Raw genomic sequence first — 15,588 nt, forward strand, 5'->3', positions numbered from 1 at the left:
CCGCGGTAGGGTCGCTCCCATGGGGATGGTGCGACGGTGAAGCGGCTCAGCGGGTGGGATGCGGTGCTGCTCTACAGCGAGACGCCGAACGTGCACATGCACACCCTCAAAGTCGCGGTGATCGAGCTCGACGCCGACCGGCGCGGATTCGACGTAGAGGCCTTCCGCCGGGTGATCCACAGCCGGCTCTACAAGCTGGATCCGTTTCGCTACCAACTGGTGGACATCCCCGGCAAGTTCCACCACCCGATGTGGCGGGAGAACTGCGAAGTCGACCTGAGCTACCACATCCGGCCGTGGTCGCTGCCCGCCCCGGGCGGTCGTCGCGAACTCGACGAGGCCATCGGGCAGATCGCCAGTACGCCGCTGGACCGTAGCCGCCCGCTGTGGGAGATGTACTTCATCGAGGGTCTGGCGAACAACCGGATCGCGGTGGTCGGCAAGATCCACCACGCCCTCGCTGACGGGATCGCCTCGGCGAATCTGATGGCCCGCGGTATGGATCTGTTGGGTGGTCCGCAGTTCGAACGGGATTCCTACGAAACCGATCCCGCCCCCACCAGCGGGCAGTTGGTGCGCTCGGCGTTCCGCGATCACTTCCGGCAGATGGGCAGGATCCCGGCGACGATCCGCTATACCGCGGCCGGCGTCGGGCGGGTCCGGCGCAGCACCCGAAAACTGTCCGCCGAGCTGACCCGGCCGTTCACCCCGCCACCGAGCTTCATCAACCACATGCTCACCCCCGAGCGCCGGTTCGCCACCGCCACCCTCGCCCTGGCCGACATCAAGGCGACCAGCAAGCAAGTGGGCGCCACGATCAACGACCTGGTGCTGGCCATCTCGGCGGGGGCGTTGCGCACGCTGCTGCTGCGCTACGACGGCAAGGCGGACCATCCGCTTTTGGCGTCGGTGCCGATGAGCTTCGATTTCTCCCCGGACCGGATCTCGGGAAACCGGTTCTCCGGGGTGCTGGTGGCGTTGCCGGTCGACGTCGAGGATGTGCTGGAGCGGGTGGAAAAGGCCCGGGAGGCAGCCAATCTGGCCAAGGAAGCCCACCACCTGGTCGGGCCGGAGCTGGTCAGCAGGTGGTCGGCGTACCTTCCGCCGGCACCGGCGGAGTCGCTGTTCCGGTGGCTGTCCAGCCGAGACGGGCAGAACAAGGTGCTCAACCTCAACATCTCCAACGTCCCCGGCCCCCGCGAACGTGGCCGGGTCGGCGGTGCGCTGGTCACCGAGATCTATTCGGTGGGACCGTTGACCGCCGGCAGCGGATTGAACATCACCGTGTGGAGTTATGTCGACCAGCTCAACATCTCGGTGCTGTCCGACGGCGCCACCGTCGACGACCCGCACGAGGTGACCAGTGCCATGGTCGACGAGTTCATCGCAATCCGCCGCGCCGCAGGGATTTCCGAGAAGCTGACGCCGGTCGAGACCGCGATGGCCCCGGCTTAGGCGTCGACCGTCACCGGATCTGATGAGGTCGCCGGTCGCCGCCCAGCAGTGCAATTGATGCACTGAGATACCACAGAACCGTGGCCACCGCGGGGCCGAACGCCGAGACGCCGCCTTCCAAAGCGAAGGGTCCGGTGCGGATGAAGACGGCAACGGTGAAGGCGACGCATACCGACGACGCCAGGATGGCCGGAAAGGCACTCCATCTCGGTAGCACGCCGTCTTTGAAGACGCAGTAAGCGTATGCGAAAGCGGCAGTGCCGGTGAGGAAACCGAACAGTTCGATGATGATCGCCTCGGCGTGGGTCCCCACCGTGAAGACCACTTGGGCGTCCAGAACCTCAGCGGCCTGCGCTACTGCGAACTGCAGGCCCATCGTAACCATCAAGAGCGCGGCGATGACCGTCTGCGCGATGACGAACAGCTCGCTGAGGTACTGGCTTGAGCGGCGAAGGATTCGACGGACCGCAACCGAGAACATCAGAAGTAGCGGCACCGCCAACGGGAACAGCCATGCCTGCACGATGAGCAGCTGTTGCTTCTCGACGAAGTTGGCCTGGTAGGTGGCCGCACTGCTGCCGGCTGCCGGGATGGCGCCGGTCAGTGCGCCGGCAGCCGCCCCGATCAGGACGTAGAGGATTCCGGCAATGGCGCCCGCACGTATCCAGCCGGCTTCGGTCATGGCATCCTCGGGTGCCGGTGCGCCGGGGTGAAACGCACGGGCATCGAGTGGATGCCGTTGATCACCGTTGACGGCGCCCTGGTGACCGGCCCGTCGAGTTCGAGGTCCTTCATGCGGGCGAGCACCTCCGGGAAGATCGCGGTGGCCTCCGCGCGGGCGAGGCTGGCACCCAGGCAGAAGTGTGTGCCCCCACCGCCGAATGCCAGGTGGAGATTGGGACTGCGGCCTATGTCGAACCGGTCCGGGTCGAGGAAATGTGATTCGTCCCGGTTGGCCGAGGGGTAGAACATCGCCACCCGGGTCCCTCGGGGGACCGCGATACCACGCAGTGCGGTGTCCTTGGTGGCGGTGCGTACGAACGCGGTGACCGGGCTGACGTAGCGCAGCATCTCCTCGATGGCGGTCGGCAGCAGGGCCGGGTCGGCGCGGAGCCGCGCCTGCTCGGCCGGGTGCTCGATCAACGCGAGGGTGCCGGCGGCGATCAGGTTGCGGGTGGTGTCGCCCCCGGCATTGATCAGCAACATGAAGAAGAGGTTGAACTCGAGTTCTGTGAGGCGGCGCCCGTCCACCGAGGCGTGCAACAGTGTGGTCGCGATGTCGTCTTCGGGGACGGCGCGTTTGCGGGCCGCGAGGGCTGTGGAGTACTCGAACATCTGCAGCTTGGCCTGCTCGATCTGCGGGTCGCCGATGACGCCGGCGTTCAAGATCTCGGTGAGTTCGTAGAGCCGCCGACCGTCGGCCAGGGGGATGCCGAGCAATTCGGAGATGACGAACGACGGCAGGGCGCCGGCGACGTCGTTGGCGAAGTCACACTCACCGCGCTCCACCACGTCGTCGACGATCTGTCGCGCCATCTCAGCCATGTGCGAGGTCAACTCTCCGACCTGGCGGGGCGTGAAACCTCTTCTGATCAACCCGCGTAGCGCGGTGTGACGCGGCGGGTCCATCGTCAGCATCAGCATTCCCAGCCAGTAGGACTCGTCCGGTTGCGGCACATCGAGGTTCACGCCGGTGCTTTGCGATGACCATGTCGCGCTGTCTCTGGAGACGACGAGGACGTCATCATAGGCGGTCAGCGCCAGGAAGCCGGGGCCGTTCTTCTGCGGGTGCCATGCGATGGGTGCGCGGTGTCGCAGGGTCTGGAAGGCTTGGTAGGGCATACCTGCCTGGTAGGTCGTGGGATCGGCCAGATCGACCCCACCGATGCTGAGGGCGTCGCCCACCGCCGCCGTACACGTCATGGCGCACCTCTCACGTCAGCGAAAAGCTTTAGTACTACGAAGATCTCGGGGATCGCGTTGGGTTTTGACAGCGCGAGCTTCGCGGCACGGCCCACGGTTCTGGCTGAGGCCTCTGCGCCGGCCAGTCGCAGCCGGTGAGCGCGCTCGACAGATTCCACAGCTGACGCGCCAGCACCGGGTCGCATGCCTTGGGGCGTATCCGGGTTGCCTTGGGCCTGCCCCACTGGCTGAACCGCGGCGCCAGATAGCTCCCGCTGGGCAGTTCGGTGGTGACCGCTTCGATGCTGGCACGCGCGGCATCCGGCGGGCTCTGCAGGTGAAACGTCACGACCTTGTGCTCGCCGAGCCAGTGCATCACCCCGGTGCTGTCGCTGGTGATGTTCGTGTCAGCGGACCCCGGATCCGTGGCATAGGCGCGTACCCCGCGCCGGGCCAGCTCACAGGTGAACAGCATGGTGGCCAGTTTGGACTGCGCGTAAGCACCCCAATTGCGGTACGTGCGGTGCCGCCAGTGCAGGTCGTCGAGATCGATATGGCCCAAGCGGTAGATCGCACTGCTCGCCGAGATCACCCGGTCGGTGATCTTCGCGCCGAGCAGGCAGGTCAACGCGAAATGCCCGAGGTGGTTGGTGCCGATGTGCGCCTCGAAACCATCGACGGTGTAGGTGAGCGGCAACCCGAAAACCCCCGCGTTGTTGATCAAGACGTCGACGGTGTCCACCGAATCGGCGAACCTGCGCACGCTGGCCAGATCCGCCAGATCGAGGTGGGCAACCTCGACGTCCCCCGCCATCTCGGCGGCGGCCTGCTCGGCGCTTCGCACAGTCCGGCAGGCGATCGTCATCTGATGCCCGGCCGCCGCCAGGGCCGCCGCCGTGGCCTTGCCAACTCCGCTGTTGCCGCCGGTGACGATGATTCGTGCCACCTTGGCCTCCTCGACGCCTCGATCGACGGGGTGCTGCGCTGCCGATCAAGAAACACGTCCGGTACCGGACGAGATCCTCCGGTCCGCATGATCGGTTCCCCCATTAACTCGTCCCGGATCGGCCCGGCGCCTCATCCGAATGGATGAGATTTGCTCTTCGCTACGTCGCGGATCAGGCGCGCGCCTGCAGCGCGCGGCGCAGCACCTTGCCGGTGTTGTTGCGCGGCAATTCCTTCAGAATGGTGATGTCACGCGGCACCTTGTAACCGGCCAGGTTGTCGCGGACATGCTGCTTGAGTTCCTCAGGTGTGGCCGAAGCGCCCGCCTTCACGACGACGAAGGCCACCAGGCGCTGCCCGAACTCGGCATCGTCGACACCGATCACGGCGGCCTCGGCGACAGCGGCGTGCGTGGTCAGCACCTTCTCCGTCTCGATCGGATAGACGTTCTCGCCGCCGGAGACGATCATCTCGTCGTCGCGGCCGACCACGAAAAGCCTTCCGGTGTCATCGAAGTAGCCCAAGTCGCCGGACGCCATGAAGCCGTCGTGGAACAGCTTCGAGTCGCCGCCGGTGTAGCCGTCGAACTGCGAGGAGTTGCGGACGAAGATCTGCCCGGTCATCCCAGTCGGAACCTCGGAGAAATCGGCACCCAGGATTCGGATCTCGGTGCCCGGTGCCGGACGGCCGGCGGTGTCGGGGGAGTAGCGCAGGTCTTCGGGGGTGGCCAGCGCGATCATGCCGGCCTCGGTCGCGTTGTAGTTGTTGTAGACCACCTCGCCGAAGGCGTTCATGAATGCTGTCACCACGTCCGGACGCATCCGCGAACCAGATGCGGTGGCGAACCGCAGTGTGGTGCAGGGGTATTCGGCCCGCACCTCATCGGGCAGCGACATGATCCGGTCGAGCATCACCGGGACGACGCACAAGCCGGTCGCGTCGTTGTCCTCCACCAGCGCCAGAGTGGCCTCCGGATCGAACTTGCGGCGGGTGGCGATGGTGCACGCCATCGTCAAGGCCAATGCCAGCTGGGAGAATCCCCAGGCATGAAACGTCGGTGCGGCGATGACGACGGTTTCCTCGGTGTGCCAAGGGATTCGGTCGAAGATGGCCGCAAGGTCGGCGATCCCGCCGCCGCCCCGCCCGGAGCGGCGTGCGCCTTTGGGGGTGCCGGTGGTTCCGGAGGTGAGCATGACCAGTTTGCCGGACCGGTCCGGTTTGGCCGGGCGCCGTCCGGCGTTGGCGTCGATCAAGTCGTCTATGGTCAGACCGGCAATCGCGCTGTCGGCCCAGCTCACCACCCGCGTGCAGCCCGCGTCGACCGGCACGGCCAGATCCACCGCGGCGGTGAACTCCTCGTCGTAGCAGATCAGGTCGACGTCTTCGCGGGCGACGACTTCGGCCAGCGCCGGTCCGGCGAAGCTGGTGTTGAGCAACAACACGTCCGCGCCGATCCGGTTGGCGGCGGCCAGCGCCTCGATGAAGCCGCGGTGGTTGCGGCACATCAGCGCGATCGCCCGCGGTGTCCGGCCGGGCAGCCGCTGCAAACCGGCGGCCAGCGCGTTACACCGCCGGTCGAGTTCGGCGTAGGTCAGCGTGCCGCGCTCGTCGATGATCGCCGCGCGGTCTCCGCACCGCTGCGCCGCCATGGCGATACCGGTGGTGGTGGTGCCGCCCTCGCGGGCCGCGGCGGCGGCGATCCGCAGGTACTTGTCGGGCCGCAGCGGCGCCAGCAGCCCGGCCCGGGTGAAGGTCGCCAGCATCGAGCCGGCCCGATTGAGCGAATCGACCAGGGCCATCCCGCTCAGCCCAGGATCGGGAGGCGACGCTCGCGCGCGAGCTCGTCCAGGGCGTCCTGCATGACGGCGCGCACATGCGCATCAACGACATCGATGTCGGGGTCCTCACCGAATTCGGCGACGATGTCGATCGGCTCGCAGACCTGCATGACGATCTTGGTAGGCAGCGGCAGGTTGACCGGTAGCACCGCGGACAGCCCGAACGGGAAGCCGAACGAGATCGGCAGGATCTTGACCCGCATCAGTTTGTCCAGCCGCAGCGCCTTCGCCAGTCCGGTGCCGCGGGACAGATAGATCTGGTTTTGCTGGCCACCGATCCCCACCGTCGGCACCAGCGGCACGCCGGCGTTGATTGCCGCGCGGATGTAGCCTTTGCGGCCGCCGAAGTCGATCCTGTTCGCTCCGGCCGTGGGCCGGTACACGTCGTAGTCGCCGCCGGGGAAGACCACCACCACGCCGCCGGAGCGCATTGCCTCGTCGGCGTTTTCGTGGTTGGCCGGGATGAAGCCGGTCTTGCGGAAGAAGTCGGCGGTGAAGCCGGTGAAGATCAGATCGTGGCTGAGCGTGTAGACCGGGCGGTCGTAGCCGAACTTCTCGTAGAAGCCGGTGGCGAAGACCGGGACGTCCATCGGGAACAGGCCGCCGGAATGGTTGGACACCACCAGGGCGCCGCCGTTGGGAAAGAACTCCAGGCCGCGCACCTCGGCGCGGTGGTAGGCCTTGATGAACGGTCGCAATAGGCCCATGACCCGTTCGGTCAGACCCGGGTCCCACTTCGTGATGGGCCCGGGCACCTCGTCTGACCAGTCGTTGTCCGGTGTGTCCACCACGGGCCCCTTCAATTGAAACGTGTTCTAGTTTTGCCCATGCTACCGGCTCGGCCGCGGTGGCCGATAGCATCGGCGACAGTGAGAAGCTCTCGCGTCGACCTGACGGCGTACTTCGACCGCGTGCAGTACCGCGGCGGAACCGAACCTACGTACGAGACAGTGGCCGCGTTGGTGGCCGCGCACGTCCGCCACATCCCGTTCGAGAATCTCGACCCGCTGACCGGTGTGCCGGTGATCGACCTGAGCATGTCGGCGCTGGCCGCCAAGCTGGTGGCGCGCCGCCGCGGCGGCTACTGCTACGAGCACAACAACCTGATGTGCGGTGTGCTGCGCGAACTCGGGTTCGCGGTCGATCGGCTGGCCGCGCGGGTGGTGTGGATGACCCCGGACGGGTTGGACGGCCCGGCGCACCCGCAGACCCACCAGGCGCTGGCGGTACGCATCCCGGGTTGCGACGAGCCGTACCTGGTCGACGTCGGATTCGGCGGACAGACCCTGACGGCCCCGATCCAGCTGGTCGCCGGCGAGGCGCAGTCCACGCCGCACGAGCCGTTCCGGCTGCGGGAATACCGCGACGGCTATGTGTTGGAGTCGCTGATCGGCCAGCGCTGGCGCCCGCTGTACACCTTCGGCGTGCAGCCCCGGCCGCTGATCGACATGCAGGTGGGCAGTTGGTACGTCTCGACCTATCCCGAGTCGAACTTCGTCGTCGGGCTCACCGCGTCGGTGGTGACCGATGACGCCCGCTGGAACCTGCGCGGGCGCAACCTGGCCGTCCACACCCGCGGCGGCACCGAGCGGGTGCGGTTCGACGATGCCGCGCAGGTGTGTGCGGCCCTGACCGAGCGGTTCGGCATCGACTTGAGCGGCCTCGGTGATGTCGAGGCTCGGGTGGCGCAGGTTCTCGACAGCTGAGCTGGCGCCGGCCCGGATACGCTGAAACGCCGGAAGTCGCGGCGGGTCTGAGAGCATGCTTGACCCATGGGTCATTACAAGAGCAATGTCCGCGACCTGGAATTCAATCTCTTCGAGCTGCTGGGGCTGGAGCAGTGCCTGGACCCGGAGCTGTCTGGGGGCGCCTTCGGTGACCTCGACGGCGACACGGTGCGCCAGATGCTGGCCGAAGCCGCCCGGCTCGCCGAGGGGCCGGTGGCCGAGTCGTTCGCCGAGAGCGACCGCCACCCACCGGTGTTCGACCCGGCCACCCACACTGTGGCGCTCCCCGAGCCGTTCAAGGCGTCGCTGCGGGCCTGGCAGGAGGGGGAGTGGTTCCGGATCGGCCTGACCGAGGACGTCGGTGGCGTACCGGCGCCGGCAATTGTCTCCTGGGCGATCAACGAACTGGTGCTGGGCGCCAACCCGGCGGTGTTCATGTTCATGGCCGGGCCGGTCTTCGCCAACATCCTCTACGACCTGGGCAACGAACAACAGAAGCACTGGGCGGCCATGGCGATCGACCGGAACTGGGGCGCCACCATGGTGTTGACGGAGCCGGATGCTGGCTCTGACGTGGGGGCCGGCCGGACCAAGGCGATCGAGCAGCCCGACGGCAGCTGGCACATCGACGGCGTCAAACGCTTCATCACCAACGGCGACAGCGACGACCTGTTCGAGAACATCATGCACATGACCCTGGCCCGTCCCGAGGGCGCCGGGCCGGGAACCAAGGGGCTCAGTCTGTTTCTGGTACCCAAGTATCTGCCGGATCCCGAGACCGGTGAGCCCGGTGAGCGCAACGGAGTGTTCGTCACCGGCCTGGAACACAAGATGGGGCTGAAGGTTTCGACCACCTGCGAGCTGACCTTCGGCCAGCACGACGTTCCGGCGAAGGGCTGGCTGGTCGGTGACGCCCGCAACGGCATCGCGCAGATGTTCCATGTCATCGAATACGCGCGAATGATGGTGGGTACCAAGGCAATCGCTACCTTGTCCACCGGGTATCTCAATGCGCTGGAGTACGCCAAGACCCGTATCCAGGGTGCCGACCTGACCCAGATGACCGACAAGACCGCGCCGCGGGTGACGATCATCCACCACCCGGATGTGCGCCGTGCCCTGATGATGCAGAAGGTCTACGCCGAAGGGATGCGAGCGCTCTATCTCTACACCGCAGCCCACCAAAACCCGCAGGTCGCCATGCAGGTGTCCGGCGCCGATGCGGACATGGCCGAACGGGTCAACGACCTGTTGCTGCCGATCGTCAAAGGGGTCGGCTCGGAACGGGCCTACCAGTACCTGACCGAGTCGCTGCAGACCTTCGGCGGATCCGGTTTCCTGCAGGACTATCCGATCGAGCAGTACATCCGCGACGCCAAGATCGACAGCCTCTATGAGGGCACCACCGCCATTCAGGCGCAGGACTTCTTCTTCCGCAAGATCGCCCGCGACCGCGGCGCGGCATTGGGGCACCTGGTCGCCCAAATCGATGCGTTCCTCGACAGCGGAGATGCGCGCTCGGAGCTGACTGACTCGCGCAAGCTGCTGGCCGGCGCCCTCGACGACGTGCGGGCCATGGCCACCACCATGACCGGCTACCTGCTCGGTTCGCAGCAGGATTCCCGCGAGCTCTACCGGGTCGGCTTGGAGTCGGTGCGGTTCCTGCTGTCCGTCGGTGACCTGGTGATCGGTTGGCTGCTGTTGTGGCAGGCCGAGATCGCGTTGGGTGCGCTGGATGGTGAGATCTCTGAGAACGACACGAACTTCTATCGCGGAAAAGTCACCGCGGCAATGTTTTTCGCCGGCAACGTGCTGCCCAGGCTCAGTGCCGAACGGCGCATCGTCGAAAATGACGACCTGGCTGTGATGGAGCTGAGCGAAGACGCTTTCTAAGCGAGTCGGCTACTACGCTCGACCTGGTGGAGACCCACACGCCGAAATACCGCCTGCCCGACCACGGCTACACGATCGTGCGGTGGGCGCACGAGCTGGCCAAAGGGCGCGGGGCGGTGGTGGTGGAACCCGACGTCGAAGGCATCCGGCGTCCCGATGGGGCCTTGGCCTTCGTCGACGCCGCGCCGTTCAAAACGGTGCCGGACGGGCCGACCTCGGTGCTGCGCGAGCTGCTCGATCTGGAGGCCCGGGAGATCCGGTCGTGGAGCAAAACCGGCTTCGCGCGCTTCCACAAGGGAGCCGCCGCCCGGCGGGTCGACCGGATCTGCCGGAAGCAGGGTAGCGAAGCCGCCGTCGATTGGGTGCTGGCGAACGCCACCGCCGAGGTGAATATCGGCGAGCTGCGGGACCGGCTCGGCGCGCGGCTGTACGACGCCGGCGGATTCGACGAGGACTACTACCGCGCCGAGGTGGGGCGTTGCATCGAACACCGCCGTCGGCGGATCAACGGCTGAACCGGCGACCTCAGCCGCGCCGTTGCCGAACCTTGTACGTCGACGGCCAGGACACCCGGGTCTCGTCGCCGACCAACGCTGTTCCCTTCGCGCCGACGGTGACGTTGTAGGCCTCCTGACCCGGCCCGACTTCGCGGTTGGCATGTTCTTGGGCCAGGTAGTACAGCTGATCGATCTCCAGGTCGACGAACGCGACGAAGCTGGTCTTGCGCACCGCGTCGCCGAAGCCGGCGGTCATCCGGTCGGCCACGATGGCCGACGCGATCGCCGCCCCGGCCAGGATCATGAACGGGATCACCCAGGAAAACAGGTAAATCAGCGGTGCTCCGGCCCGCAGGATCGGGGGAACCAGCGCCGACACCGACATGGCCCCGAGCGCACCCAGCCATAGCCAGGTCAGCCGGTTCACGACCGGAGCGAACAGCTCGGTCTGCACCACTGCCGCGGGCAAGTCGGCGCTCACCACCGCCTCCACCGCCGACCGGCCCGACAGCTTGCCGGCCAGAACCACCACGAGCAGTCCGGCGAAACTCAGCGGCAGCATCCACCGCTGCGCACAGCCCCACACCAGCGGCAGCACCGCCAGCGCAAAGAACGTCGCGACGGCCCCGATCCCCAGGAACCGTGTCGTGGGCTCGCGGTTGCTGACCAAGACGGCGGCCGCGACAGCCAGCGCCGCTGCCGCCGCGATCGGCAGCGGCGCATTTCCGACCAGAACCCAGTAGACCGCCCACGGCGCAAACCCCAGCAGCACGCTCACGGCAAGGACGATAGGCGCTCAGCTGTCCAGGGTGTAGCCCATCGGCATCAGCACGCTCTTCTGCTGAGTGAAGTGCTCCACGCCCTCTTTGCCGTTCTCCCGGCCGATACCGGAGTTCTTGAAGCCGCCGAACGGGCAGCACGGGTCGAAGGCATACCAGTTGATTCCGTAGGTACCAGTTCGGATTTTGCTCGCGATCTCGATCCCGCGCGGGACATCGGAGGTCCACACGCTGCCGGCCAGCCCATACACTGAGTCATTGGCGATCGCGATCGCGTCGTCCTCGTTGTCGTAGGCGATGATCGACAGCACCGGCCCGAAGATCTCCTCCTGGGCGATGGTCATGGAGTTATCCACGTCGGCGAACACGGTCGGCTCCACGAAGAAGCCGGAGTCCAGCCCCTCGGGGCGGCCGCCGCCGCAGACCAGCCGGGCGCCTTCCTCGATACCCTTGGCGATGTATCCCTCGACTCGCTCGCGCTGCTTCTCGCTGATCAGTGCACCGATCTGTGCGCCCGGGTCATCCGGCAGGCCGACCGGCAGCGCGGTGACGAAGTTTTTGACCGCGTCCACGATCTCCGCGTAGCGCGAGCGCGGCGCCAGGATGCGGGTCTGGGCCACGCAGGCCTGCCCGGTGTTCATGATTCCGGAGAACACCAGCATCGGGACCGCCGACGCCAGGTCGACGTCCTCGAGCACGATGGCCGCCGACTTGCCGCCGAGCTCCAGCGTGCACGGCTTGAGCATCTCCGCAGCGCGCTTGCCGATCTCCTTGCCGACGGCCGAGCTGCCGGTGAAGGAGAAGATGTCCACGCCCGCGTTGGAGGTCAGCGCCTGGCCGGTCTCCACGCCGCCGGGCACCACCGACAGCACCCCTTCGGGCAGGCCCGCGTCGGCGAACGCCTGCGCCAACAGATTGGCGCTCAACGGGGTCTCGGCGGCCGGCTTGAGCACCACCGTGCAACCGGCCAGCAGCGCCGGACCCAGCTTGTTGACCGCCAGGAACAGCGGCACGTTCCAGGCCACGATCGCACCGACCACACCCAGCGGTTCCCGGCGCACGATCGTCTGCCCGTAGGCGCCGGTGCGGACCTCTTCCCAGCTGACCTCGTCGACGGCGGGCCCGGCGAAGAAGTTCAGCGCCCCGAGCGAGCTCATCCAGTGCATGGTCTCAACGCCCATCGGCGGCTGCCCGGTCTCGGCCGCCAGCAGCGAGGTGAACTGCTCTTTGCGCTCCTCCATGAGCTTGATAGCGGCGGCGATGATCGCGGCCCGCTCAGCCGGCGGAGTCGACGGCCAGGGCCCGGAGTCGAAGGCGGCGCGCGCGGCCGCCACTGCCGCATCCACGTCGGCCTTGGCCGCCAGCGGCACCTTGCCGACGTACTCGCCGGTGGCCGGAGAGTGAACCTCGATGACCTGGTCGGTGGACGGGGCGGTCCACTTGCCGCCGATGAAGAGGGTGTCGTATTCGGTGATGCTGGAGTCGCTCATGGCGTCACCCTACCTAGCCGACGGGCGGATTAGAACACGTTGCAGTCAATCCATCAGCGGGGTTGCAGAACCAGCACCAGATTGCTCACCAACAACTCTCGCAGGCCCGGCGCCGAGGTCATCCACCACGCCCATCGCGGGTGATAACGCGGGAAAGCCGCGACCAGTGTGCCGGTGTGGCGGGCCCACTGCAGCCCCTCGGCCGCCGACACCGCGAACAGCGACGAACCGTAGTTGTTCTTGGGCGGATGGCCGTGCCGGCGGGTGTAGCGCGCGGCGGCCCGCGCGCCGCCCAGATAGTGGGTCAGGCCCATCTCATGGCCGCCGAACGGACCCAGCCACACCGTGTAGGACAGCACCACCAGCCCGCCCGGCCTGGTGACCCGCAGCATCTCGTTGCCGAGTCGCCAGGGCCGCGGGACATGTTCGGCGACGTTGGACGACAGGCAGATGTCCACGCTGTCGTCGGCGAACGGCAACGCCATCCCGGACGCCCGCACGAAGGCACCCGGGGAAGAAGCGGACCCGGCCGCCTGCATCGCGTGCATCTCCCCGGGGTCCGGCTCCACCCCGATGTAGCGCAGCCCGGCCTCGGCGAATACGGTCGCGAAGTATCCCGGCCCGCCGCCGACGTCGAGCAGGGTTCTGCCGGCCGGATCGTCCCCGTTGACGCCCCGCCACAAGTCGGTGACCAGGGTGGCGGTGTCGGCGGCCAGCGCACCGTAGAACCGGGCCGGGTCGCTCTGTTCGTAGCGGAACTGTCCCAGCAAGCGCATTGAGCGGCCCAGCGTCGCGCGTCGTGCGAACAGCTCGGTGGCGGCCACCGGCCAAGCCTAGGCGGACTACCCTGTAGTCCTGTGTCCGCTGTGCGCTCCGTCCTGCTGCTGTGCTGGCGTGACACCGGACATCCGCAAGGCGGCGGCAGCGAGACCTATCTGCAGCGCATCGGCGCCGAGCTGGCCGCCGCCGGAGTCGCGGTCACCCTGCGCACCGCCCGCTATCCCGGCGCACCCGAACACGAAGTCGTCGACGGGGTGCGGATCAGCCGCCGCGGCGGCCCCTACACGGTGTATCTGTGGGCGGGTGCGGCCATGGTCGCCGCGCGGCTTGGGCTCGGCCCGCTGCGGCGGGTGCGCCCCGACGCGGTGATCGACACCCAGAACGGCCTGCCGTTTTTGGCCCGGCTGGCCTACGGGCGCCGCGTCGCTGTGCTGGTGCACCACTGCCACCGGGAGCAGTGGCCGGTGGCCGGGCCGGTGTTGAGCCGGATCGGCTGGCTGGTGGAGTCGAGGTTGTCGCCGTGGCTGAACCGGCGCAACCAATACCTGACGGTGTCGTTGCCGTCGGCGCGCGACCTGATCGAACTGGGCGTGGGTGCCGAACGCATCGCGGTGGTGCGCAACGGGCTCGACGAGGCGCCCCCGCCGACGCTGACCGGTCCGCGGGCCGACGCGCCCCGGGTGGTGGTGCTGTCCCGGCTGGTACCGCACAAGCAGATCGAGGACGCGCTGGACGCGGTCGCGGCACTGCGCACCCGGGTGCCCAAGCTGCGCCTCGACGTCATCGGCGGCGGCTGGTGGGCCGACCGGCTGGTGCAGCACGCCGCGGCGCTGGGGATCACCGACGCGGTCACCTTCCACGGCCATGTCGACGAGGAGACCAAACACCGGCTGGTGCAACAGGCGTGGGTGCATGTGCTGCCGTCCCGCAAGGAGGGCTGGGGCCTGGCCGTCGTCGAGGCCGGCCAGCACGGGGTGCCCACCATCGGATACCGGGATTCCGGGGGGCTGTCCGATTCCATCGTCGACGGCGTGACCGGCTTGCTGGTCGACGACCGCGACCAGCTCGTCGAACAGCTGCACCGTCTGCTGGCCGACCCGGTGCTGCGCGAACAGCTCGGCGGCAAGGCGCAGGACCGCAGCGCCGAATTCTCTTGGCGGCAAAGCGCTGACGGCCTGCGCGAGGTGCTGGAGGCGGTCTGCGAACGGCGCTACGTCAGCGGCGTGGTCTGAGCGACGTGGAGGTGCGCCGATGACGAACGCCCACGCTGCTCCGGTGCTGCTCTACGACGGCGTCTGTGGGGTCTGCAACCGATCGGTCCAGACCATCCTTCGCCACGACCGGCGCGGCACCCTGCGATTCGCCGCCCTGGACAGCGACTTCGCCCGCGCGGTCATCGAGCGCCATCCGGATCTGCAGGATGTCGACTCCATGGTGTTCGTCGACAACCCAGGTCGACCCGATGAGCGAGTCAGTGTCCGATCGGCGGGGGCCCTGAAGGTGGTGCGCTATCTGGGCGGGCCGTTCCGGCTACTCCTGGCGGCCCGCCTCATTCCCGCCGGAATCCGTGACCGTCTCTACGACCGCTTCGCCGCCGTCCGCTATCGAATCGGTGGCAAGCACGACACTTGCCCGGTGCCGGCGTCGGAAGTGCGCGCCCGGTTCCTGGGTTGAAGGCAACATTGCTCGGCGGCTCAGGATGGCGGGGGCCTGGTGTTGAGGGCGCGTTCGGCGGCGATGGCTTGGGCGCGGTTTTGGGCCCGGGTCCGTCGTCGGGTGGGCATCATCAGGGTTCGGCCGGCCGAATCCGATTGTCGGCCAGTCGGTGCGGGTAGGCGGCCGGTCGGTTCGCAGAGGGCGGGGAACAACAATCGGCTGCCGGGGTGGGTGGTGTAGGTCTGGCCGGTCGGACTGAGCCAGTCGATGGTCCCGTCGGCGTGTTGCCGGTCGCGCCAACCGTGAAACGTCTTGATTAAGTGGTGTTTTCGGCATAGGCAACGCAGGTTTGACGGATGTGTCGGGCCGCCGAGGGCATAGGCGATGGCATGGTCGAGGTCGCAGAACTCAGCCGGCCGGTCACAGCCGGGCCACCGACACGTCATGTCCCGGCAGCGCACAAACTCATCGAGCGCGGTCGAGGGCCGGTACTTCGGTTCGGGGGCACTATCGGGTCCGGGGTGTCGCACCGGTTTGATGGTGGCGCCGGCGGCGATCAGTTCGGCCAGCATCGGTGCCGGGATCAGCGGGCCGCCCAGCAGCAGCGCGGGCGGGGCTTTGGGGGG

The 15,588-nt window shown here is 67.6% G+C and carries 14 protein-coding genes and 1 pseudogene; 6 read left to right on the top strand and 9 right to left on the bottom strand.

Features of this window, described 5'->3' with window-relative positions; all coding sequences use genetic code 11:
- The first annotated feature begins 36 nt into the window (after positions 1 to 36).
- Positions 37 to 1,455 (top strand): WS/DGAT/MGAT family O-acyltransferase, encoded by a 1,419-nt coding sequence (locus A5771_RS20380; RefSeq protein ID WP_064857013.1) that lies wholly within the window; start codon positions 37 to 39, stop codon positions 1,453 to 1,455.
- 10 nt (positions 1,456 to 1,465) lie between these two features.
- Here the strand turns inward: A5771_RS20380 and A5771_RS20385 are convergent, their stop codons facing one another.
- The 5 genes from A5771_RS20385 to A5771_RS20405 form a co-directional block, all read right to left on the bottom strand.
- Positions 1,466 to 2,137 carry a DUF4386 family protein gene (locus tag A5771_RS20385; protein ID WP_064857014.1) on the bottom strand — a complete coding sequence of 224 codons (672 nt, stop codon included), beginning with the start codon at positions 2,135 to 2,137 and terminating at the stop codon, positions 1,466 to 1,468.
- Entirely contained in the window at positions 2,134 to 3,378 is a 1,245-nt protein-coding gene (locus A5771_RS20390) for a cytochrome P450 (RefSeq protein ID WP_064857015.1), read from the bottom strand. The genes A5771_RS20385 and A5771_RS20390 overlap by 4 nt, the downstream gene beginning before the upstream one ends.
- 34 nt (positions 3,379 to 3,412) lie before the next feature.
- Positions 3,413 to 4,303 (bottom strand): SDR family NAD(P)-dependent oxidoreductase, encoded by an 891-nt coding sequence (locus A5771_RS20395; RefSeq protein WP_064857016.1) that lies wholly within the window; start codon positions 4,301 to 4,303, stop codon positions 3,413 to 3,415.
- A 172-nt stretch (positions 4,304 to 4,475) separates the two neighbouring features.
- The gene (gene fadD12, locus A5771_RS20400) at positions 4,476 to 6,101 is read right to left on the bottom strand and encodes an acyl-CoA ligase FadD12 (RefSeq protein ID WP_064857017.1); all 1,626 of its coding nucleotides are present in this window, start codon (positions 6,099 to 6,101) and stop codon (positions 4,476 to 4,478) included.
- Between the two features lie 5 nt (positions 6,102 to 6,106).
- A complete protein-coding gene (locus A5771_RS20405; RefSeq protein WP_234783143.1) occupies positions 6,107 to 6,847 on the bottom strand; it encodes a 1-acyl-sn-glycerol-3-phosphate acyltransferase in 741 nt (246 codons plus the stop codon).
- 120 nt (positions 6,848 to 6,967) lie between these two features.
- Between A5771_RS20405 and A5771_RS20410 the strand changes: the two genes are divergently transcribed.
- From A5771_RS20410 to A5771_RS20420, 3 genes are all read left to right on the top strand, one after another.
- On the top strand, positions 6,968 to 7,846 hold the full coding sequence (locus A5771_RS20410; RefSeq protein WP_064857018.1) for an arylamine N-acetyltransferase family protein: 879 nt from the start codon (positions 6,968 to 6,970) through the stop codon (positions 7,844 to 7,846).
- A 66-nt stretch (positions 7,847 to 7,912) separates the two neighbouring features.
- Positions 7,913 to 9,760 (top strand): acyl-CoA dehydrogenase, encoded by a 1,848-nt coding sequence (locus A5771_RS20415; protein WP_064857019.1) that lies wholly within the window; start codon positions 7,913 to 7,915, stop codon positions 9,758 to 9,760.
- Positions 9,761 to 9,786: 26 nt separating this feature from the next.
- A complete protein-coding gene (locus A5771_RS20420; RefSeq protein WP_064857020.1) occupies positions 9,787 to 10,275 on the top strand; it encodes a hypothetical protein in 489 nt (162 codons plus the stop codon).
- A 10-nt stretch (positions 10,276 to 10,285) separates the two neighbouring features.
- Here the strand turns inward: A5771_RS20420 and A5771_RS20425 are convergent, their stop codons facing one another.
- The 3 genes from A5771_RS20425 to A5771_RS20435 are packed head-to-tail and all read right to left on the bottom strand — an operon-like array spanning position 10,286 to position 13,350.
- Complete coding sequence (locus tag A5771_RS20425) at positions 10,286 to 11,035, bottom strand: hypothetical protein (RefSeq protein ID WP_064857021.1); 750 nt, start codon at positions 11,033 to 11,035, stop codon at positions 10,286 to 10,288.
- 18 nt (positions 11,036 to 11,053) lie between these two features.
- Entirely contained in the window at positions 11,054 to 12,526 is a 1,473-nt protein-coding gene (locus A5771_RS20430; RefSeq protein WP_064857022.1) for an aldehyde dehydrogenase, read from the bottom strand.
- Between the two features lie 53 nt (positions 12,527 to 12,579).
- A complete protein-coding gene (locus A5771_RS20435; protein WP_064857023.1) occupies positions 12,580 to 13,350 on the bottom strand; it encodes a class I SAM-dependent methyltransferase in 771 nt (256 codons plus the stop codon).
- Positions 13,351 to 13,383: 33 nt separating this feature from the next.
- Between A5771_RS20435 and A5771_RS20440 the strand changes: the two genes are divergently transcribed.
- The gene (locus A5771_RS20440) at positions 13,384 to 14,538 is read left to right on the top strand and encodes a glycosyltransferase family 4 protein (protein ID WP_064857024.1); all 1,155 of its coding nucleotides are present in this window, start codon (positions 13,384 to 13,386) and stop codon (positions 14,536 to 14,538) included.
- 19 nt (positions 14,539 to 14,557) lie between these two features.
- Complete coding sequence (locus A5771_RS20445) at positions 14,558 to 14,980, top strand: thiol-disulfide oxidoreductase DCC family protein (protein ID WP_064857025.1); 423 nt, start codon at positions 14,558 to 14,560, stop codon at positions 14,978 to 14,980.
- A 20-nt stretch (positions 14,981 to 15,000) separates the two neighbouring features.
- Here the strand turns inward: A5771_RS20445 and A5771_RS20450 are convergent.
- Positions 15,001 to 15,588, bottom strand: a pseudogene (locus tag A5771_RS20450) (HNH endonuclease signature motif containing protein); the annotation flags it as partial.

The sequence above is a fragment of the Mycolicibacter sinensis genome (genome assembly GCF_001667375.1).
Classification (GTDB): domain Bacteria; phylum Actinomycetota; class Actinomycetes; order Mycobacteriales; family Mycobacteriaceae; genus Mycobacterium; species Mycobacterium sinense_A.